Below are 19,272 nucleotides of genomic sequence, written 5' to 3'. Positions count from 1 at the left end.
TCACATCCTCTCGAAGGACCGGAAGCGCTCCCAGTCGGTCACCGAGGACTCGAACGCCGCCAGCTCGACGTCGGCCATGTTGGTGTAGTGGTCGACCACCTCGTCGCCGAAAGCGGTCCGGGCCACCTCGGACTCGTGGAAGAGGTCGCGTGCCTCGCGCAGCGTCGCCGGCACGTGCGGCTTGTCGGCGTCGTAGGCGTTGCCGACCAGCTCGTCCTCGAGTGCCAGCTCCTGGTCGATGCCGTGCAGCCCGCCGGCGAGCATCGCGGCCAGTGCCAGGTGCGGGTTGACGTCGCCGCCGGGCACCCGGTTCTCCATGCGGGCGCTCGGGCCCTGACCGACGAGCCGGACCGCACACGTGCGGTTGTCGAGGCCCCAGGCCACGGCGGTCGGCGCGAACGACCCGGCCGCGTAGCGCTTGTAGGAGTTGATGTTGGGCGCGTAGAGCAGGGTGAGCTCCCGCATCGTGGCGAGGACGCCGGCGATGAAGTGGTCGTAGAGCGGTGTTCGGGCGCCGTCCTCCCAGAACACCGTTGAGCCATCGGTGCCGCGCAACGACAGATGGATGTGGCAGGAGTTGCCCTCGCGCTCGTTGTACTTGGCCATGAAGGTGATCGCCTTGCCGTGCAGGCTGGCGATCTCCTTGGCGGCGGTCTTGTAGACGCTGTGGTTGTCGGCGGTGGTCAGCGCGTCGGCGTAGAGGAAACCGATCTCGTGCTGCCCCAGGTTGCACTCACCCTTGGCTCCCTCGACGTCCATCCCGGCGGCGTACATGTGGTTGCGGATGTCACGCAGCAGCGGCTCGACGCGAGTGGTGCCGATGATCGAGTAGTCGATGTTGTACTGGTTGGCCGGGGTGAGGTCGTGGTAGCGCTGCCGGTGGGCGTCCTCGTAGGTGGTGTCGAACAGGATGAACTCGAGCTCGGTGCCGGCGAGGGCCTGCCAGCCGCGCTCGTCGAGGCGCTCCAGCTGACGGGTCAGGACGCTGCGCGGCGACTGCAGCACGGGGGCGTGGTCGAGCCAGACCAGGTCGCACTGCACCATGGCGGTGCCGGGGAGATGGGTCAGCCGCCGCAGCGTGTCCCAGTCGGGCACGAACTCCATGTCGCCGTAGCCACGCTCCCACGAGGAGATCGCGTAGCCGCCGACGGTGTTCATGTCGACGTCGACGGCGAGCAGGTAGTTGCAGCCCTCGGTGCCGTGGTCGAGGGCCACGTCGAGGAAGTACGCCCCGTGCAGACGCTTGCCCTGGAGCCGGCCCTGCATGTCGGTGAAGGCCAGCACCACCGTGTCGATCTCGCCCTCGACGATCAGGTCGGTCAGGGCGTCGATCGTGAGGTAGCGCTCGTTGGGTGCCGTCATCGTGGGCCTCTCGTCCGGTGGCGGGGTCGCGTGGGGCTCATCCGAGCAGACCACGCAGCAGGGCAGCGGTGTCGTCGCAATGCTCCTCCATCGCCGCCCGGGCGCGCTCGGCGCGCCCCGCGAGGATGGCCTTGAGCACCGCGAGATGTTGCCGGTCGGAGTGGCTGATGTTGGTCTCCAGGACCGGGATCGCGCTGAGCATCTCGTGCAGACTCGCCTGCACCGAGGTCACCGCGTCGATGGTGCGCGGCGACCGGGTGAGCGCAGCGATGGTCAGGTGGAAGCGCGAGTCTGCCTGCCGGTGGGTCGCGCGGGTGCTGGCCGTGGCCACCGCCTCGTGGGCGGCCTCGAGCTGGTGCCGCTCCGAGGCGGAGAGCTCGCGCTGCGCCGCCAGGTGGGCGGCGCCGGGCTCGACCAGGCCGCGGAACTCCAGGGCGTCGGCCCAGTCGGCGCGCTGCGCGGGCGTGATCCGGGCCGCCCTGCGCGCCGAGGGGGTGCGCGGGCGCATGGTGACGACCGTGCCGCCGCCTCGCCCGCGCCGGGTCTCGACCAGGCCGGCCTCGCGGAGGGCCGCCATGGCCTCGCGGAGCGTGGCTCGCGACACGTGCAGCCGGTCGGCCAGCACCCGCTCGCTCGGCAGGGTGGTGCCGAGCGGGTAGACGCCGAGCCGGATCAGGGTGCCGAGCTGCTCGACGCACGCCTCGAACGCGTGATGCCCGCGCACCGGCCGCAGGACCACCTCGGTGAGGCCCAGGTCGTGAGGGGTGTCGGCAGTCACAGGTGGCAGTCTGGCATGTCGTCCCAGCGTGGCAAAGGTCTGAGTTCAAACCAATTTGTCCAGGACTCTGGACGTGAGATTCCCCACGGGTCTAACCTCCCGACCAACCCGCATCTCGAAGGCTGTTCGGGGCCTTCCGGCGCGGCGTACACCGTCTCGTTGACCGAAGGCACGCACGAGAGGACCACAACCGTGGCCGACAATCCCAACAAGCCGGGGCAGGCCGTGACTGGCGGCGTCACCTACACCCACGCGGGTGCGGACTACTTCGACAAGCGGCAGCTGCAGCGCAGCGCCGGCTTCTGGGGGCTCTGGGGCATCGGTGTCGCCGCGGTCATCAGCGGCGACTTCTCGGGCTGGAACTTCGGCCTCGACCAGGCCGGCTGGGGTGGCCTGCTGGTCGCCACGCTCGTCATCATCGTCATGTACTTCGGCATGCTCTTCTCGATCGGTGAGATGTCCGCCGCGATGCCGCACACGGGAGGCGCCTACTCGTTCGCTCGCGCCTCGATGGGGCCGTGGGGCGGGTTCATCACCGGCCTGGCCGAGACCATCGAGTACGTCTTCACCACCGGCGTGATCGTGCTCTTCTCGGCCGGCTACGCCAACGAGGCCACCAAGCAGCTGATCAGTCTCGACCTCAGCAGCCACATGTGGATCTGGTGGCTGGTGCTGTACGTCGTCTTCGTCGGGCTGAACTCCGCCGGAGCCGAGATCTCGTTCAAGTTCGCCATCGGCGTCGCCGTGATCTCCATCGGGATCCTGGTGCTCTTCGCCCTGCTCGCCTTCGTCAAGGGCGCCGTCGACTTCGGCCAGCTCAACAACCTCTCCGATGGCGACGGGTTCCTGCCGCTGGGGTGGAAGGGCGTGCTCTACGCGCTGCCGTTCGCCATGTGGTTCTTCCTCGGTATCGAGGAGCTGCCGCTCGCCGCGGAGGAGGCCCACGACCCGAGCCGCGACATCCCCCGGGCCGGCATCGTCGGCATGCTCACGCTCGTGGCGTGCGCCGTGCTGGTGCTCTTCCTCAATCCCGCCGTGACGGGGTCGGAGGCGATCCGAACGTCGGGCGAGCCGCTACTCGACGGCTTCCGGGCGTTCCTTCCGGACAACTGGGCGGCGGTCCTCGCGCTGTTCGCACTGATCGGGCTGCTCGCCAGCCTGCAGGGGATCATGTTCGCCTACGGTCGCAACATCTACTCGTTGTCGCGGGCCGGCTACTACCCGAAGGCGCTGTCCATCACCAGCGCGCGCAAGACTCCGCACGTCGCACTCATCGCGGGGGCGGTCTTCGGCTTCATCGTCCTGGTGGTGGTGGACTTCATCGCTCGGCACAGCGAGAGCCTCGCGGCCACGGCCAACGCGATCGTGCTCAACATCGCCGTCTGGGGCGCCGTGCTGGCCTACATCCTGCAGATGGTCTCCTACGTGCTGCTCCGGCAGAAGTTCCCCAGCGCGACGCGCCCCTATGTCAGCCCGTTCGGGACGGCGGGCGCCGCCGTGGCCGGGCTGATCGCCGCGGTCACCTTCGTCGGGCTGTTCATCAACCCCGACTTCCGCAAGGCGATCATCGCCATCGCCGTGGTCTACGCGCTCGCCCTGCTGGCCTTCGCCCTCTTCGGCCGGCACCGGTTGGTGCTGTCCCCCGAAGAGGAGTACGCCATGAGTGGCGGCCTGCACCGCGACCCGACCGTCGAGCACTACGGCAGCTCCGAACTGGAGGGCGAGCTCCCGCCCGAGGACTTCACGACCTGAGTCACGGGGACGCCGCCCGGCCCGGGAGCCGGGCGGGTCCCACTCAGTGCTGGTAGGTCAGTGCTGGTAGGTGCCGTGCAGGATCGCCCGGCCGAGAGTCTTGAACGCCAGGTTGAACGACACCACGGCGGGCGAGGCATCGGAGTCGACCCCCAAGGAGTCCTCGCCGACGGCGTGCACGACGAAGTAGTAGCGGTGCACCATGTCGCCCTCGGGCGGGGCGGCGCCCATGAACGCCTTCGGGCCGCCGTCGTTGCGGCACATGAACGCGGCCCCGGGGAGCGTGGCGCCCTCGGCGCCGGCGCCGGCTGGCAGTGACGTGCAGTCGGCGGGCAGGTCGACCAGCACCCAGTGCCAGAATCCGCTGGGGGTCGGCGCGTCGGGGTCGAAGCAGGTGACGGTGTAGGACCGGGTGCCCTCGGGCGCGCCGGACCAGGACAGCTGCGGCGAGGTGTTGCCGGCGGCGGCGACCTGGTCGTCGTTGAGCGGCTGGCCCTCCGCCACGTCGGTGCTGGTGATCGAGAAGGACTCGGTGGCAGGCAGCAGGTCATAGGGGTTCGGGGCCACGGGGCGTTCGATGCTCATGCCTCGGACGATAGTCCGGGCGACCCACGCCGACCACCCGCGATGATGGGGCGCGTGGCAGAGCTGATCCCCGTCGATGACCCCGCGGACCCACGGCTGGTCGACTATCGCGACCTGCGCGACGTGGCGTTGCGCCGCCACCTCGAGGCCGAGCACGGGTTGTTCCTCGCCGAGGGGGAGAAGGTCGTCCGCAGGGCGGTGGAGGCGGGCTACCGCCCTCGGTCGTTCCTGATGGCGCCGCGGTGGCTCGACGGGCTGGCCGACGTGCTGGAGCCCTCAACGGCGCCGTGCTACGTCGTGTCCGAGGCGTTGGCCGAGCAGGTCACCGGCTTCCACGTCCACCGCGGTGCGCTCGCGTCGCTGGAGCGACGGCCGCTTCCGTCGGTCGGCGAGGTGCTCTCCGGCGCCCGGACGGTGCTCGTGCTCGAGGACGTGGTCGACCACACCAACGTGGGCGCGATCATCCGTTCCGGTGCGGCACTCGGGGTCGACGCCGTGCTGCTCTCACCGCGCTGCGCGGACCCGCTGTATCGCCGCGCCGTGAAGGTCGCGATGGGCGCGGTGTTCGCGGTGCCGTGGACCCGCCTCGACGACTGGTACGACGCCCTGCCGGCGTTGTCGTCGCGGGGGTTCACCACCGTGGCGCTGACGCTCGCCGAGGACGCCGTACCGCTGGAGGAGGGGGTGGCCGGCCTCGACCGGATCGCCCTGGTGCTCGGCACGGAGGGGCACGGCCTCTCGAGCCGCTGGCAGGCGTCCGCCGACCGTCGCGCGATGATCCCGATGCAGCAGGGCGTGGACTCCCTCAACGTGGCCGCCGCCTGCGCCGTGGCCTGCTACGTCGCCCAGCGCCGCTGACCACCACATGGTCCCGCGAGATGCGTGAAATGGTCCCGCGACATGCGTGAAATGGTCCCGCGAGATGTCGCGGACGGCCGTTCCGCGCCAGCCGGCCCCCTGGCGCGCACTTTCGCGGAGCCATTTCCGGCATGTCGGGAGGCCATTTCCGGCATGTCGGGTGGCCATTTCCGGCATGTCGCGGTCAGGCGGGCCAGCCAGGGGGGTAGTCGTCGGCGGCCTTGTCGTGGGCCTTGCGGAGCTTCTTGCGGGCCTTGTCGCCGATCCGGTCGCCGAAGACGGTGCCGAGGGTGTGGTCGGTCTCGTGCTGCAGGGCGCGGGCGAGCAGGCCGTCGCCGGCGTAGCTGACCGGCTCGCCGTCGAGACCGGTGCCGGTGACGCTGGCGACGTCGGGCCGGGCGCAGTCGACGAAGGCCCCGGGGTAGGACAGGCAGCCCTCCTCCGCCTCGTCGAGGTGACGCTCCCTGCCCTCCGGCAGGGTGACCACCGGGTTGCAGACCACGCCCGCGACATAGGTGCCCGACTCGTCGGGGCAGTCGAAGACGAACACGGCCCGGTCGACCCCGATCTGACAGGCGGCGAGGCCGACGCCGTCGGCGGCGTACATGGTGGCCGTCATGTCGGCCACCAGCTGCCTCAGCTCCTCGTCGTACGACGTCACGGGCTGCTGCGGACGGTGCATCACGTCGGCCCCCCACCGGGTGATGGGGCGCACCGTGCCGCCCTCGGGGAGGACGGCACGCGCAGCGGGGGACGGCGTGGCCATGACGCGAGATCCTAGGACACGGCAACGGGGCCCTCGACCGGGTGGTCAGGGCCCCGTCACGGAAGGGGAGCCGGTCAGACCTGCGGCTGGAACGGGTCGTGCTCCGAGAGCAGCTTGTCCAGGCGGGCGCGGTCCAGGCGGGCCATCACGTAGGTCTCCTCCTGTGCGTCGCGCACCACCTTGGCCAGGGTGAACGAGGAGGTGACGAGGAAGACGGTGCCCAGGGCGAGGAAGGCCCTGATCCACACGTCTCCGTCCATCAAATAGATCGCGAGGATCATGGCGAACAGGGCGGTCACGAACGCGATCCCAGCCTGCAGCGCGAAGCCGTTGGTGTTGCGAGGGGTGGTCGGAGTGCTCATGTCGCAGAGCATGTCCGGGGCGGGTGCCGCGCGGCGTCGGGGCGGCTACCCGGTCCAGATGAGTAGCGGGGCTCAGCACCGCCGGGCCGGCCCCGACGGGTCAGCGCGCAGCAGCCGAGGGGTGGCGTGCCCGGCCGCCGTCACGCCCCGGACGACGGTCTCGGCGACGACCTCGAACCGACCGGCGGGGACCAGCGCCACCGCGGAGCCTCCGAAGCCACCGCCGGTCATCCGGGCACCCAGGGCACCGGCCTCCTCGGCCAGCCGCACGGCCTCATCGAGCTCGGCACAGGACACCTCGTAGTCGTCGCGGAGCGAGGCGTGGGACTCGCTGAACAGCCGACCCACCCCCTCCCAGTCTCCACTCCCCACCGCCGCCACCGTGGACTCGACCCGGGCGATCTCCGTGACCACGTGCCGGGCCCGACGACGCAGCCGGTCGTCGGTCAAGGACCCGACGGCGGCGAGGTCGGCGTGCCGCAACGACGAGAGGCCGAGCAGCGCCGCGGCCTGCTCGCAGTCGGCCCGGCGGGCGGCGTATCCGCCGTCGACGAGGGCGTGCCGGACGGTGCTGTCGATGACGAGCAGGGCCAGGTCGTGCTCCGCGAGCGGCAGTGGGACGGTGCGCCGGGAGTGGTCGTCGAAGTCGAGGAGCAGCGCCGCCTGCTCCTCGGCGAACACCGAGATGGTCTGGTCGAGGCCTCCGGTGGGCGCCCCCGCCACCTCCGTCTCGGCCCGCACGCAGGCGCGCACCACGCGCTCGCGCACCTCCGCGTCGAGGGGGACGCCGAGCAGCTCGAGGACGCCGACGGCGACGGCGCACTCCAGCGCCGCGGAGCTGCTGAGGCCGGCGCCGACCGGCACGGTGCTGTCGACGACCACGTCCAGGCCAGACAGTGCGGGGACCAGCCCGTCCTCGGCGAGGGCCCACAGCACCCCCACGACGTACGCCGGCCACCCGGCGACCCGCCCCGGCCCGAGCTCGTCCGGCCCGCCCTCCCATGCGTCGGCGACCTGAGCGCTGCGCACCGTGACCCGGTCGTCGTCGCGACGTCCGAGCGCTGCGTAGGTGGCGTGGGGGAGTGCCACCGGGAGGCACAGTCCGGCGTTGTAGTCGGTGTGCTCGCCGATCAGGTTGACCCGCCCCGGAGCCATCGCCACCCGGTCCGGGTCGCGCCCGAGCGCCGCCGCGAACGCGCCCGCCACCCGGTCGCACCTCTCGCGGGGCGTGGAGGGCTCGAGCAGCTGCACGGCGGCAGCCTAGTGAAGCGACCGACCGCGCCGGGCAGACCGGGGCAGGCCGACCGGGGCCGGCTGACCGGGGCAGGCCTCAGCCGCGCGAGGAGCGCGCGGTCCGGCCCTTCACCACGCCCACGAGACGCTGCAGCTGCTCGTCGTCGCGCTCCACGAGCCAGGCCAGGCCGACGCCGGTGGGCTCGAGACCGTCGACCGGCCGGTAGGTCACGTCCCGTCGGTGCAGCAGCCGGGCGACCGACATCGGCAGCACCGCGACACCGGCACCCGAGGCGACCACCTCGACCGCCTCCCGCTGCGTCATCGCCGGGAAGTCGAGCTGGGGCTCGCGCAGCGTGAGCGCGGCCGGTGCGGGCAGGACGTGCTGCTCGTCGGCGAGGTCGGCCGGGTCCACCCGCTCGAAGGCGGTGAGCACGTGGTCGGCCGGCACCACGACGACCGGCTGCTCGTCGTAGAGGTGCACCAGGTGCAGGCCGGCCCGGTGCACCGGCTCACGGACCAAGGCGGCGTCGAGGTCGCCCTGACGCAGCAGCGTCTCCTGCTCCGCCTCGGTGACCGGCACCAGCTCCAGGGGCTCCGCGGGGTAGCGCTCCCGCCAGCGGGCCGCCCACCGGTCGGGGGTGGCGCCGGTGACGAACCCCAGGCGGAGGCCGGCGGCCGGGGGGCCGGAGAACCCTTGCGAGCGCTGCTGCACGCGTCGAGCCTAGGCCACGTCCCCGCGGGTGCCCGGCGCGCCGAGCAGACCGTGTACTGGGGCGGCTGGGTCGCCTGAGGTTGGTGGGATGACGCCCCGGTGACACCCTCGTGACGCCGGGCTGACCGGGCGCCGCGACACGCGCCGGGTCGCCTTGACCGGGGCCCGGACCGGCGGGTTGGATGGCCGGGCTAGACCACGCCGGGCTCGGGCCGGTACCACGGGCGAGGACTGGACATGGGGACAACTGGATGAACACCTACACCTGCGCCACCTGCGCGACGGCCGTGCCTCGACACGAGGCGGCGCTCCGCTCGGTGGCCTTCCGCCAGGTCGCCTACTGCCGGCCCTGCTTCGAGGAGCTGATGGCGGTGGTGGTGCCGTCGCCCCGGGTGGCCGCCGACGACCTGATCCACCCCGAGGCGGTCTAGGGCGGCTCGGCAACCGGGTGGTCTATACCTCCCCCTCGCGTCCTTGACCGGTTCTCCGGACGGACGTTGACTGAATGCGGGTCTGTGCAACTACTCGGGTCGCCTGTCCGCAGGCGGAAACACCATTCATGGGGGATGGTCGAGATGCGTATGTATGAGTGCACCAACTGTGGTGAGACGGTCGCCAGCAACGAGGCGACGCTGCGATCGGTGGCGTTCCGACAGGTGGCCTACTGCCGCACCTGCCGGGACGAGGTCTTCGGCACGGTGGAGGTGCCCGCGCCGCGCGACGCCGCCGACCAGCTGATTCCCACCTGGCACTGAGCCTCGGCTCGGTCCGCCGGTGGTCGCCCCTCCCCGGGGCGGCCACCGGCCCGACCGCGCGCTCCGTCGCCTCGGTACGCCGGCACGCCGGGCAGCCCGGTCCCGCGCCGAGCGCATTGAACCCTGCGCCACCTGCCATCGTTGACCCGGATGGGAGGTGACATGAAGCCGCAGTCCGACCAGCTGCTGCGCGAGCTCCACGCCGAGCACGCCGACGCGCTGTGGCGCTTCTGCCTCAAGCTGACGGCCTACGACCGCAGCCGCGCCGAGGACCTGGTGCAGGAGACGATGCTCCGCGCGGTGCGTCACGTCGAGGCGCTCGAGGGCGGCCCCGGCGCGGTGCGGGCCTGGCTGTTCACCGTCGCCCGCAACCTGACCATCGACGAGTGGCGGTCGCGCCGTCACCACCGCGAGACGCCCACCGCAGAGGTCCCCGAGCAGGGCGAGCCTGACCGCACCGACCAGCTCCTCACCTCCTGGCTGGTCGCCGATGCCCTCACCCAGCTGTCCGCGGAGCACCAGGCGGTGCTGCGGGAGTGCCATCTGCGCGGCCGCTCCGTCGCCGAGGCGGCCCGCCAGCTCGGCATCCCGGAGGGCACGGTGAAGTCCCGGACCCACTACGCCATGCGCGCGCTGCGGCTGGCCCTCGAGGAACGGGGGGTGACCGCATGAGCTGTCCGATGTCCCACCTCGACGGCGCCTACGTCCTGGGGGCGCTCTCGTCGGCGGAGCGGCTGGAGTTCGAACGCCATCTCGCCGGGTGTGCCGCCTGCGCCGACGCGGTCCGCGAGCTGGCCGGGCTGTCCGGTCTCCTGGCCAAGGTGGAGGCCGATGTCTGGGACGGGTCCGACCAGCAGGAGCGGATGCCCGAGGGCAGCCTCGCGGCGATCACCCACGACCTGCGCCGTCGCCGCGGCCGCCGGTGGGTGGCGGGCGTGGCCGCGGCGGCGGCCCTGGTGACCGGCGGCGCCGTCGCCGGGGCGTCGTTCGCGAGCCGGGAGCAGCCCCCGCCGACGACCGGTTCCCGCGTCGCCGCCGACCCGCTGCGGCCCGAGTCCGGGGTGCGGATGCGGGCGGAGGTCGCGCTCACCTCGGTCGGCTGGGGCACGAAGGTCGAGCTGACCTGTCACTACGACGATGACGACGAGACGTGGCACGACACCCCTCCCGTCTATCACCTGGTCCTGGAGACACCCGACGGGCCGCAGCAGGTCGCCACCTGGAAGGAGGTGGCCGCCCCGACCATGCAGCTGTCCGCCGCCACCGCGGTGACCGCCGACGACATCACCGAGGTGATGGTCACCGACGACTCGGGCGCGCTGCTGCTGCACCTGGACCGCTGAGACCGACCGCTGAGGCCGACCGCTGAGCCCGACCCGGCCGAGGCCGCCGGCGGTCACTCAAACGCGTCGAAGAAGGCGTCGCGGAACCGGTCCATCCGCCACACCGGTGCGTCCGGCGTCGGACGCAGTCCCGGGTCCCAATCCCACGCCTCGATCCGCCGGATCACCCCCGGGTCACGGGCGATGACCGACACCGGCACGTCATGGCCGGGGTCCGGCCCGGTGACATAGCTGTGCGGCTGGTGGTCACCCAGCACCACGACCACGAGGTCCGGGTCGGCGTCCTCGCGCAGGAAGGACACCAGCGACTCCCAGGAGTAGACCAGCGAGGCGGCGTACTGCCGGCGGACGCGTTCGGGGTCGGCGAAGACCTCCTCGGGCGTCGGTCCCGCCTCGGGCATCCCGTCGAAGATGGAGCCGTCGCCGACCTGGTCCTCGGGCACGAGCTGCGGCAGCGGGGTCCACGGATGGTGGCTGGAGACCAGGTCGATCTCGGCCATCACGCGCGGCCGCGGACCCTCGGTCAGCTCCAGCCGGCGGAAGGCCGACAAGGTGTACTGGTCGGGCATGGTGGCATAGCTGAACGCCGGCCCGCGGTAGCCCACGTCGCTGGCGTCGTAGAGGCGGTCGTAGTGGTAGAACCCCTCGCCCTGCGGCCACGCCTCGGTCACGGCGGGCAGGTCGAAGACGGTGCGCCACCCGGCCCGCCGGAACGCGTCGGACAGGGTCACCCGAGGCTCCAGCAGGAGCTGGTTGTAGCGCTGCTGGCTGTCGACCCACAGGCCGGACTGGAGGGTGGAGTGCGCGAGCCAGCTGGCGGCACCGAAGGTCGGGGAGGTGAAGTAGGCGCTGCGCATGTCGTAGCCGGCCGAGGCCAGCTCCTCGGTGCCGTCGTCCAGGACCGCCTCGACACCCGGCGAGAGCTCCGGGTCGGTGAGGGCGACGCGACCGTAGCTCTCCACGAACACCAGCAGCACGTCGTGGCCACGGAGCCCCGCCAGCAGGGCGTCGTCGGGTGCACCGGCGAAGCGGTCGTCGCGGATCTCGGCCGCGAACCGCTCGCGGTCGCGCAGGTCGGCCCGGAGGTGACCGACCTGGTCGACCGCCAGGTCGGCGGAGCTGGTCGACGCGACCGGCACCCGCGGGTCCAGGCGTACGTCGGCCGCCCGAGCAGCCGACCAGCCGAGGCCGAGCACCAGGATCGCTGCCCCCGCGACCGCCCGGTGACCGCGCGCGACACGCTGGACCCGCGCCAGCCCCAGGGGGAGCAGGACCAGCACCGCGAGGGTGCCGGCGAGGCCCAGAAGCAGCCAGACGACCGCTCGGGTGGTCCCCACCGAGTCCTCCAGGACGCCGATCGCCGGGCCGACGTAGAAGCGGTCGTTGAGGGGGTCGAAGGGCCGGTCGAGGACGGCGGTGAAGCCGAGGTTGGCGGCCTTGAGGAACACCACCACTCCGAGCAGCACGCCGGTGACCCACGCCCAGGCCCGCGCCCCGCGGCCGGGCAGCACCAGCGCGACCCCGACCGCGACCAACGCCTCCACCGGGATCCGCAGCAGTGCCTCGGGGACCAGCTGGGTCGCCCGTGCGGGCACCGACAGCACCACCCAGACCAGGGTCAGGGCGAGCGCCGTGGCACCGGCCGCGGCGGCCGGCAGCGCTCCCGCCGGTGCCGTCGACCGGTGCCGGCGCAGCCACCAGACCTGCCGCCCGAACGACTCCGCGAGCAGCGCCAGGCAGCCGGCCAGCGCCAGCCGCGACACCGCGTCGGGGAGCAGCCCCGACACCGCCACCGTGAGGCAGACCCCGACCGTCGCGGCGACCGTCTTGGCCCACCTCCGCGGCGGCGAGGGCGCACGGAGCCACCCCACGAAACCGGTCGCCGCCCACAGCAGGTAGCGCGCCGCGCCCAGGAGCAGGACCCACCACCCGAGGTCATGCGCGGCGGTCACGCTGAGGGCCAGGATCAGCAGCGCGTCGACCTCCATGTCGAAGCGCGCGCCGAGCGCGGTCGCCGACCCCGTGCGCCGCGCGACCCAGCCGTCGAGGCCGTCGAGGAGCAGCGCCACCGCGGCGAACGCCGTGAGCGTGGCACGCGCGCCGGTGCCGCCGGCCAGCTCCTCGACCGTCAGGGCCACGACGCCGCTGGTCAGCAGCGCCCGAGCCAGTGTGACGGCGTTCGGCGGTCCCACGCTCGTGGCGCCGCTGCGGCCGAGGCCGACCGCGAAGAGGCCGACGACCGCGGCCCCGGTGAGCGCCCCGGCGGTGACGCCGACCGGACCCACGGCGCCGCCGAGCCCGAGCGCGGCGAGCAACAGGGACAGCCCCGCGGCCGGTCCCGCGACCGATTGAACCTCTCGCACCTGGCCTCCGTAGTACTCCGTACCAGACAGACGACGTGCGGCGTCGTTCCCCGGTTCAACCCGCCTGGCCGACGCGGGCGCCCCGGACCGGGGGCCGGCCGGCACCGGCAGCACGACGGGAGGGTGGGATGGCCGGACGCGCGCGTGCCTACTGGCTGCGCCGCCCCGGTGAGGGCGAGATCCGGGAGACCGAGCTGCCCGCCCCCGGCGCCGACGAGGTGCTGGTCCGGACCCTGCACTCGGGCGTCAGCCGGGGGAGCGAGCTGCTCGTGTTCCGCGGCCGGGTCCCCGAGGACCAGTACGCCGTGATGCGGGCGCCGTTCCAGGAGGGCGGCTTCCCGGGACCGGTGAAGTACGGCTACCTCAACGTCGGTCGGGTCGAGCAGGGGCCGGACCGGCTGCTGGGGCAGACGGTGTTCTGCCTCTACCCCCACCAGACCGCCTACGTCGTGTCGGCCGACAGCGTGGTGCCGGTGCCGCCCGGCGTGCCGGCGGCGCGAGCGGTGCTGGCCGGGACCGTCGAGACCGCCGTCAACGCCCTGTGGGATGCCGCCCCCCTCGTCGGCGACCGGGTGGCGGTCGTCGGCGCCGGGATGGTCGGCCTCTGCGCGGCACTGCTGCTCGCCCGCGTCCCCGGGGTCGAGGTGACCCTCGTCGACGTGGACCGATCCCGGGCCGGGGCGGCCGCGGCGGCGGGGGTCGGCTTCGCGCACCCCGACGAGGCGCCCCACGACCTGGACCTGGTGGTGCACGCCAGCGCCACGGGGTCGGGCCTCCAACGGTCGCTGGAGCTGCTGCGGCCGGAGGGCACGGTCGTCGACGTCAGCTGGTACGGCGACTCCGAGGTGCGGCTGCGGCTCGGCAGCGACTTCCACTCCCGACGGCTCACGGTGCGGTCGAGCCAGGTGGGCGCCGTGTCGCCGGCCCGCCGCGACAGCCGGTCGACGGCCGACCGGCTCGCCCTGGCACTGCGACTGCTCGCCGACCCCGCGTTCGACGCCCTGCTCGCCGGGCCGACCCCTTCGCCGAGCTCCCCGAGACCATGGCGGCGCTGGCGGCCACCGGTTCCTCGGGGCGCTGCCAGCTGGTGTCCTACGACCAGGAGGCGCCGTGTTCGGAGTGACCGTCAGCGACCACCTGATGGTCGCCCACAGCCTGCGCGGCGAGGTCTTCGGACCGGCCCAGCGCCTGCACGGCGCGACCTACGTGGTGGAGGCCACCTTCCGCGCCGCCGGTCTCGACGACGACGGCATCGTCGTCGACCTGGGCGCGGCCGCCCGGCTGCTCGCGGAGGTGCTCGACCCGCTGCGCTACCGCAACCTCGACGAGGAGCCCGGCCTGGCCGGCCGCAACACCACCACCGAGGTGCTGGCCCGGGAGGTCGCCGACCGGCTGGCGGCCGGGGTGGCCGAGGGTGCGCTGGGGCCGACCGCCCCGACCCGGCTGACCGCGATCGGCGTGACGCTGCGCGAGACGCCCCAGGCCTGGGCCAGCTACGAACGGTCGGTGACGCCTTCGTGAGGGCGGTCCACGCGGTCGTCCCCGCGGGCGTCGACGACCCGCGGCGTCCCAGCGGCGGCAACAGCTACGACCGTCAGGTCCTCCGCGGGCTGGCCGCGCGCGGCTGGGAGGTCCACGAGCGCTCGGTGACCGGGCCCTGGCCGGAGGCGGACCCGGCCGCCCAGGGGCGCCTCGCCGGTGTCCTGGACGACATCGGCGACGGGGCGGTCGTCCTGGTCGACGGCCTGGTGGCCTCGCTGTCCGACCGGGCGCTGGTGGCCGCGGCGCGACGCCTGCGAGTGGTCCCGCTGGTGCACCTCCCCGTGGGCCCGGACCCGCGGGAGGGGCGGGTGCTCGACGCGGCCGCCGTGGTCGTCGCCACGAGCCGGCACACCCGCGAGTGGCTGCTGGAGCACTACGCCCTGGAGCCGCACCGGGTGGGGTCGCCGCGCCCGGCACGGGGGCGGCCCCGCTGGGGAGCGGCTCCGTGGGTGGCGGCTCCGTGGGTGGCGGGCGGCTGCTCTCGGTCGGGGCCGTGACCCCGGTCAAGGGGCACGACGTGCTGGTGGAGGCACTGGCCCTGCTCGGCGAGGTGAGCTGGACCTGCCGGATCGTCGGCTCGCTGGAGGTCGACCCCGCGCACGCGGCGACCGTGACCGCGGCCTACGTGCAGCAGGGCATGGCCCCCCGCTTCACCTGGACCGGCGCCCTGCCCCGGCGCGCGATGACGGGGGAGTACGCCGCGGCCGACCTGGTCGTCGTACCGTCGCGACACGAGAGCTACGGCATGGTCGCCGCGGAGGCGCTCGCCGCGGGAGTGCCGGTGGTCGCCAGCGACGTCGGCGGCCTGCGCGAGGCACTCAGCACCGGGCCCGACGCCTGCCTGTTCGTGCCGCCGGACGAGCCCGAGGCACTCGCCGCGGCTCTGTGCGCCTGGCTCACCGACCCCCGCTCCGGCAGCGGATGCGCGTGGCCGCCCGGGCGGCCCGGGTGAAGCGACGCGACTGGGGGCGGACGGTCGCCGACCTGGAAGAGCTCCTGCTGGCCGCCGGGGGCCGGTCATGAGCCGCCGTGGGCTGGTGCAGGCCGGGGCGGCACTGGTGATCCTGGGCGCCCTGCTGGTGCGGCTCGGACCCGAGCCGTTCGTCGCGGCGGTGCGGTCCGTGGGACCGGGGGCGCTGCTGCTGGCCACCGTCGTCACCGCCGGGACCACCGTCTGTGCGGCCTGGCGCTGGCGCGTGGTCTCCACGGCGCTGGGGCTGCCGCTGACCCTCGGTGCCGCGGTCGGCCGGTCGTGGCGCGCGCAGTTCCTCAACGTGGCGCTGCCCGGCGCGTGCTGGGCGACGTCCACCGAGGCGTCAGCCACGGACGCGACGGGGGAGCCCCGGCCGCCGGCGTGCGGGCCGTCGTCTGGGAGCGGTCCCTCGGCCAGCTGGTGGCCGTCGGGCTCACGGTGCTCGCGCTGACCGCCGGACGGGCCTTCGCGCTGGTGGGGGTCACGGTGATCGCCGGGGTCGCGGTTGTGGCGGCCCTCGTGCTCCTGCTCCGGGTCGTCCCGGAGCGGTGGCGTGCCGTCCTGCTCGACGACCTGCGCCGGCTATGGGTCGGTCGCCGGCTCGTGCCGGTCGTCGTCACGTCGACGCTGGCCGCGCTCGGCCATGCCGCGGTGTTCCTGCTGGCCGTCCGGCTGACCAGTCCCGAGCTCCCGCTGCTGCCGCTGCTGCCGGTGGCCCTGCTGGTGCTGGTGGCGGCCGCGCTGCCGGTCAACCTGGCGGGCTGGGGGCCGCGGGAGGGCGCGGCCGCCTGGGCGTTCGCGGCCGCCGGCCTCCCCGCGGCGGCCGGGCTCGAGGCCTCCGTCGCCTTCGGCGTGCTGTCGCTGGTCGCCACCTGGCCCGGCGCGGTGCTGCTGCTCGCCGGGCGGCGTACGCCGGCTACCCGGGGCAGCGCGTCGGTCCCACCCATCCCGTCGAGCCCGGAGGAGATGTCCCGTGCCTGACCGTCCCTATGTGCTGCTGTCCTGCGCGATCTCCCTCGATGGCTACCTCGACGACGCCCGACCCCGCCGCCTGCGACTCTCGGGGCCGGCCGACCTCGACCGCGTCGACGAGGTCCGGGCGACCTGCGACGCGATCCTGGTGGGGGCCGGCACCGTGCGCAAGGACAACCCTCGGCTGCTGGTCCGCAGCCCCGGCCGCCGGCAGGCGCGGCGCGAGCGCGGCCTGCCGTCGTCGCCGCTCAAGGTGACCCTCACCGGACGCGCCGGACTCGACCCCTGCTCGCGGTTCTTCGCCCTCGGCGACGTCGACAAGCTGGTCTACTGCCCGGCGACCCGGGCCGAAGAGACCCGCCGGCGCCTGGGCGGGGTCGCGACCGTCGTCGACGCCGGCGAGCCGCTGTCGCTCGAGACGTTGCTCGACGACCTCGGTCGGCGCGGTGTGCGACGGCTGCTGGTCGAGGGCGGCGGCACCACACACACCCAGTTCCTCAGCCAGGGCCTCGCCGACGAGCTGCACCTCGCGGTGGCCCCGATCTTCGTGGGCGACTCGCGCGGACGGCGGTGGGTCGACGACGGCCCGCTGCCGTGGCGCGACAGCGCCCGCGGCACCCTGCTCGACACCCGTCCGGTGGGCGATGTCGTGCTGCTGCGCTACGCCCTCAGCGCCCGAGCGGCGGGGCTGTCCGGGCTGCGCGCGGTCGGCCGCGGAGAGGAGTCGGCATGAGCGTCTCCCGTCCCGTCGAGGAGCGGGTCTGCCCACCTCCCGCCGCGGTGCGCTCCGTGGTCGGCGTACCGCTGGAGCTCCGCGACGGCACCACGGTCTCGGCCCGGTTGACGACGTTCGACGGGCTCCACGACGGTCGCGAGCACCTGGCGATCAGCCTGGGCGACCCGGGTCCGGTGCCGCTGGTGCGGCTGCACAGCGAGTGCCTGACGGGAGACGTGCTCGGCAGTGCCCGCTGCGACTGCGGGCCGCAGCTCCAGGAGGCGCTGGAGCGCATCCATGCCGAGGGCGGGACGCTGCTCTACCTCCGTCAGGAGGGCCGTGGCATCGGGCTCTACGCCAAGCTCGACGCCTACCTGCTGCAGGACGCCGGCCTGGACACCTACGACGCCAACCGGGCGCTGGGGTTCGGCGACGACGAGCGCGACTACACCGCGGCCGCGCAGATGCTGCTCGCCCTGGGACACGAGTCGGTCGCCCTGCTGAGCAACAACCCCGACAAGGCCGGGCAGCTGGAGGAGCTCGGGGTGCGGGTGGCCCGGAGGGTCCGCACCGGCGTGCATCTCACCTCGACCAACGAGCGCTATCTCGCCGCGAAGGCCAGCCGGGCGGCGCACACGCTCGCCCTGCCGTCCCTGTGTGTGGTGTCCGAGGGGGGACTTGAACCCCCACGCCCGATAAAGGGCACTAGCACCTCAAGCTAGCGCGTCTGCCAATTCCGCCACCCGGACGAGTGCGCAGGAGACTGTAGCAAAGCAGCGGGGTGAACCTCGCATCGGCGGGTGGCCCCGCCGCCCGGCCGGCGAGGCCGTGTCAGGATGGCCGACATGACCTCCCAGAGCCCCGACAGCGCTCCGCCGGGAGCGACGTACGACCCCGCTGCCGAGGTGGTCTCGCTGACCAGCGAGCTGATCCGGATCGACACCTCCAACTACGGCGACGACAGCGGCCCGGGTGAGCGGAAGGCCGCGGAGTACGTCGCCGGGCTGCTCGACGAGGTCGGCATCGAGTGCCAGGTCCTCGAGGACCATCCGGGGCGCACCCAGCTGGTCGCCCGCTGGGGTGGCGACGGCTCACGTGACGACGCGCTGCTGGTCCACGGCCACCTCGACGTGGTGCCGGCGGAGGCCTCCGACTGGCAGGTCGACCCGTTCTCCGGTGAGGTCCGCGACGGCTATGTGTGGGGCCGCGGCGCCGTCGACATGAAGGACTTCGACGCGATGCTGCTCTCCGTCGTCCGGGCGCGCGCCGCCGCGGGAGCGACGCCGAGCCGACCGATGGTGCTGTGCTTCACCGCCGACGAGGAGGCCGGCGGCTCGAAGGGGGCGCTGCCGCTGTTCCGCGACCACGCGGACCTGTTCGAGGGCTGCACCGAGGCCGTCGGCGAGGTCGGTGGCTTCTCCGTGACGGTGCGCGGGCGTCGGCTCTATCTGCTCGAGAGCGCCGAGAAGGGGATGGCCTGGATGCGGCTGACCGCCCGCGGCCGGGCCGGGCACGGCTCCATGCTCAACGACGACAACGCCGTCACGGCCCTCGCCGAGGCGGTCGGGCGGATCGGCCGGCACGAGTGGCCGGTGCGGCTCACCCCCACCATGGAGGTGCTGCTGGCGACCGTCGCCGAGCTCGCCGGCACCGAGGCCACCCCGGACAACGCCGAGGCCCTGGTGGCCGAGTTCGGCGGCGCCGCGCGGATGCTGGGCGCGGTGCTACGCAACACCATCAACCCGACGATGCTCGGCGCCGGCTACAAGGTCAACGTGATCCCGAGCGAGGCCACCGCCCACATCGACGGTCGCTTCCTGCCCGGTCACGAGGAGGAGTTCTACGCCACCCTGGCCGAGCTCTGCGGGGACCGGGTCGACTACGACTTCGTGACCAGCGAGCCCGCCTGGGAGATGCCCTACGCCGGGCGCGTCGTCGACGCCGCCACCCGGTCGGTGCTGGCGGAGGACCCCGACGCGCTGGTGGCGCCCTACCTGATGAGCGGCGGCACGGACGCGAAGTACTTCAGCCGGCTCGGCATCCGCACCTACGGGTTCACCCCGCTGCGGCTCCCCGAGGACCTCGACTTCACCGCGCTCTTCCACGGCGTGGACGAGCGGGTGCCGACCGACGCGCTGGAGTTCGGGGCACGGGTCTTCGACCGGTTCCTCGGTGAGGTCTGACCGAGCCGGACCGGC

At 73.4% G+C, this 19,272-nt stretch carries 20 protein-coding genes, 1 tRNA gene and 2 pseudogenes; 14 read left to right on the top strand and 9 right to left on the bottom strand.

The genetic code is table 11. From position 1 onward, the window contains the following. On the bottom strand, positions 1 to 1,362 hold the full coding sequence (locus tag R2740_RS08170; protein ID WP_371302188.1) for a glutamine synthetase family protein: 1,362 nt from the start codon (positions 1,360 to 1,362) through the stop codon (positions 1 to 3). A 37-nt stretch (positions 1,363 to 1,399) separates the two neighbouring features. After that, the gene (locus R2740_RS08165; RefSeq protein WP_371302187.1) at positions 1,400 to 2,140 is read right to left on the bottom strand and encodes a FadR/GntR family transcriptional regulator; all 741 of its coding nucleotides are present in this window, start codon (positions 2,138 to 2,140) and stop codon (positions 1,400 to 1,402) included. 192 nt (positions 2,141 to 2,332) lie between these two features. Here R2740_RS08165 and R2740_RS08160 point away from each other — a divergent pair, with 192 nt between their 5' ends. After that, a complete protein-coding gene (locus tag R2740_RS08160; protein ID WP_371302186.1) occupies positions 2,333 to 3,892 on the top strand; it encodes an amino acid permease in 1,560 nt (519 codons plus the stop codon). Between the two features lie 57 nt (positions 3,893 to 3,949). Here the strand turns inward: R2740_RS08160 and R2740_RS08155 are convergent, their stop codons facing one another. Next, positions 3,950 to 4,477 (bottom strand): YbhB/YbcL family Raf kinase inhibitor-like protein, encoded by a 528-nt coding sequence (locus R2740_RS08155; protein ID WP_371302185.1) that lies wholly within the window; start codon positions 4,475 to 4,477, stop codon positions 3,950 to 3,952. Positions 4,478 to 4,531: 54 nt separating this feature from the next. Between R2740_RS08155 and R2740_RS08150 the strand changes: the two genes are divergently transcribed. Then, entirely contained in the window at positions 4,532 to 5,335 is an 804-nt protein-coding gene (locus R2740_RS08150) for a TrmH family RNA methyltransferase (protein ID WP_371302184.1), read from the top strand. Between the two features lie 184 nt (positions 5,336 to 5,519). On the opposite strand, the gene def is transcribed toward R2740_RS08150, so the two are convergent. From def to R2740_RS08130, 4 genes are all read right to left on the bottom strand, one after another. Next, positions 5,520 to 6,101: a peptide deformylase gene (gene def, locus R2740_RS08145; protein ID WP_371302183.1), complete on the bottom strand. Its 582-nt coding sequence runs from the start codon at positions 6,099 to 6,101 to the stop codon at positions 5,520 to 5,522. 74 nt (positions 6,102 to 6,175) lie between these two features. After that, positions 6,176 to 6,463, bottom strand: coding sequence for a YiaA/YiaB family inner membrane protein (locus R2740_RS08140; RefSeq protein ID WP_371302182.1), 288 nt, complete (start codon positions 6,461 to 6,463; stop codon positions 6,176 to 6,178). 72 nt (positions 6,464 to 6,535) lie between these two features. Continuing rightward, complete coding sequence (galK, locus tag R2740_RS08135; protein WP_371302181.1) at positions 6,536 to 7,714, bottom strand: galactokinase; 1,179 nt, start codon at positions 7,712 to 7,714, stop codon at positions 6,536 to 6,538. Positions 7,715 to 7,793: 79 nt separating this feature from the next. Then, the gene (locus tag R2740_RS08130) at positions 7,794 to 8,411 is read right to left on the bottom strand and encodes a LysR family substrate-binding domain-containing protein (RefSeq protein WP_371302180.1); all 618 of its coding nucleotides are present in this window, start codon (positions 8,409 to 8,411) and stop codon (positions 7,794 to 7,796) included. A gap of 251 nt (positions 8,412 to 8,662) precedes the next feature. Here R2740_RS08130 and R2740_RS08125 point away from each other — a divergent pair, with 251 nt between their 5' ends. The 4 genes from R2740_RS08125 (at position 8,663) to R2740_RS08110 (ending at position 10,509) form a co-directional block, all read left to right on the top strand. Then, positions 8,663 to 8,842, top strand: a complete 180-nt coding sequence (locus tag R2740_RS08125; protein ID WP_371302179.1) for a hypothetical protein — start codon at positions 8,663 to 8,665, stop codon at positions 8,840 to 8,842. Positions 8,843 to 8,977: 135 nt separating this feature from the next. Beyond that, positions 8,978 to 9,166, top strand: a complete 189-nt coding sequence (locus R2740_RS08120) for a hypothetical protein (RefSeq protein ID WP_371302178.1) — start codon at positions 8,978 to 8,980, stop codon at positions 9,164 to 9,166. A gap of 162 nt (positions 9,167 to 9,328) precedes the next feature. Further along, a complete protein-coding gene (locus R2740_RS08115; protein WP_371302177.1) occupies positions 9,329 to 9,838 on the top strand; it encodes a sigma-70 family RNA polymerase sigma factor in 510 nt (169 codons plus the stop codon). After that, positions 9,835 to 10,509: a zf-HC2 domain-containing protein gene (locus R2740_RS08110; protein ID WP_371302176.1), complete on the top strand. Its 675-nt coding sequence runs from the start codon at positions 9,835 to 9,837 to the stop codon at positions 10,507 to 10,509. The genes R2740_RS08115 and R2740_RS08110 overlap by 4 nt, the downstream gene beginning before the upstream one ends. Positions 10,510 to 10,562: 53 nt before the next feature. Here the strand turns inward: R2740_RS08110 and R2740_RS08105 are convergent, their stop codons facing one another. Continuing rightward, on the bottom strand, positions 10,563 to 12,872 hold the full coding sequence (locus tag R2740_RS08105) for a CDP-alcohol phosphatidyltransferase family protein (RefSeq protein WP_371302175.1): 2,310 nt from the start codon (positions 12,870 to 12,872) through the stop codon (positions 10,563 to 10,565). 128 nt (positions 12,873 to 13,000) lie between these two features. On the opposite strand from R2740_RS08105, the pseudogene R2740_RS08100 reads away from it, so the two are divergent. From R2740_RS08100 to ribA, 7 genes and pseudogenes are all read left to right on the top strand, one after another. After that, positions 13,001 to 13,576: pseudogene (locus R2740_RS08100) on the top strand (dehydrogenase); the annotation flags it as partial. Positions 13,577 to 13,982: 406 nt separating this feature from the next. Continuing rightward, positions 13,983 to 14,393 carry a 6-pyruvoyl tetrahydropterin synthase family protein gene (locus R2740_RS08095; RefSeq protein ID WP_371302174.1) on the top strand — a complete coding sequence of 137 codons (411 nt, stop codon included), beginning with the start codon at positions 13,983 to 13,985 and terminating at the stop codon, positions 14,391 to 14,393. Beyond that, entirely contained in the window at positions 14,390 to 14,911 is a 522-nt protein-coding gene (locus R2740_RS08090) for a hypothetical protein (RefSeq protein WP_371302329.1), read from the top strand. The genes R2740_RS08095 and R2740_RS08090 overlap by 4 nt, the downstream gene beginning before the upstream one ends. Beyond that, entirely contained in the window at positions 14,908 to 15,366 is a 459-nt protein-coding gene (locus tag R2740_RS08085) for a glycosyltransferase family 4 protein (protein ID WP_371302318.1), read from the top strand. The genes R2740_RS08090 and R2740_RS08085 overlap by 4 nt, the downstream gene beginning before the upstream one ends. 300 nt (positions 15,367 to 15,666) lie before the next feature. Then, positions 15,667 to 16,368, top strand: coding sequence for a lysylphosphatidylglycerol synthase domain-containing protein (locus R2740_RS08080; protein WP_371302173.1), 702 nt, complete (start codon positions 15,667 to 15,669; stop codon positions 16,366 to 16,368). Further along, positions 16,361 to 17,092, top strand: coding sequence for a RibD family protein (locus R2740_RS08075; protein WP_371302172.1), 732 nt, complete (start codon positions 16,361 to 16,363; stop codon positions 17,090 to 17,092). The genes R2740_RS08080 and R2740_RS08075 overlap by 8 nt, the downstream gene beginning before the upstream one ends. Next, positions 17,089 to 17,706: pseudogene (gene ribA, locus R2740_RS08070) on the top strand (GTP cyclohydrolase II); the annotation flags it as partial. The gene R2740_RS08075 and the pseudogene ribA, both read left to right, overlap by 4 nt. Positions 17,707 to 17,734: 28 nt before the next feature. Here ribA and R2740_RS08065 read toward each other — a convergent pair. Next, a tRNA-Leu gene (locus tag R2740_RS08065) sits at positions 17,735 to 17,823 on the bottom strand. 96 nt (positions 17,824 to 17,919) lie between these two features. Here R2740_RS08065 and R2740_RS08060 point away from each other — a divergent pair. Continuing rightward, positions 17,920 to 19,257 carry a M20/M25/M40 family metallo-hydrolase gene (locus tag R2740_RS08060; protein ID WP_371302171.1) on the top strand — a complete coding sequence of 446 codons (1,338 nt, stop codon included), beginning with the start codon at positions 17,920 to 17,922 and terminating at the stop codon, positions 19,255 to 19,257. Positions 19,258 to 19,272: the final 15 nt, after the last annotated feature.

The organism is Nocardioides sp., from assembly GCF_041393715.1.
Lineage (GTDB): Bacteria > Actinomycetota > Actinomycetes > Propionibacteriales > Nocardioidaceae > Nocardioides.
The sequence above is the reverse complement of the archived record's forward strand: the minus strand, read 5'-3'. Positions and strand labels throughout refer to the sequence as shown.

Bases quoted from the DNA above. Each gene is read 5' to 3' on its own strand.
- R2740_RS08060 (WP_371302171.1), top strand. From the start codon at position 17,920: ATGACCTCCCAGAGCCCCGACAGCGCTCCGCCGGGAGCGACGTACGAC.
- R2740_RS08115 (WP_371302177.1), top strand. From the start codon at position 9,329: ATGAAGCCGCAGTCCGACCAGCTGCTGCGCGAGCTCCACGCCGAGCAC.
- R2740_RS08170 (WP_371302188.1), bottom strand. From the start codon at position 1,362: ATGACGGCACCCAACGAGCGCTACCTCACGATCGACGCCCTGACCGAC.
- R2740_RS08155 (WP_371302185.1), bottom strand. From the start codon at position 4,477: ATGAGCATCGAACGCCCCGTGGCCCCGAACCCCTATGACCTGCTGCCT.
- R2740_RS08125 (WP_371302179.1), top strand. From the start codon at position 8,663: ATGAACACCTACACCTGCGCCACCTGCGCGACGGCCGTGCCTCGACAC.
- R2740_RS08140 (WP_371302182.1), bottom strand. From the start codon at position 6,463: ATGAGCACTCCGACCACCCCTCGCAACACCAACGGCTTCGCGCTGCAG.
- def (WP_371302183.1), bottom strand. From the start codon at position 6,101: ATGGCCACGCCGTCCCCCGCTGCGCGTGCCGTCCTCCCCGAGGGCGGC.
- R2740_RS08120 (WP_371302178.1), top strand. From the start codon at position 8,978: ATGGTCGAGATGCGTATGTATGAGTGCACCAACTGTGGTGAGACGGTC.
- R2740_RS08110 (WP_371302176.1), top strand. From the start codon at position 9,835: ATGAGCTGTCCGATGTCCCACCTCGACGGCGCCTACGTCCTGGGGGCG.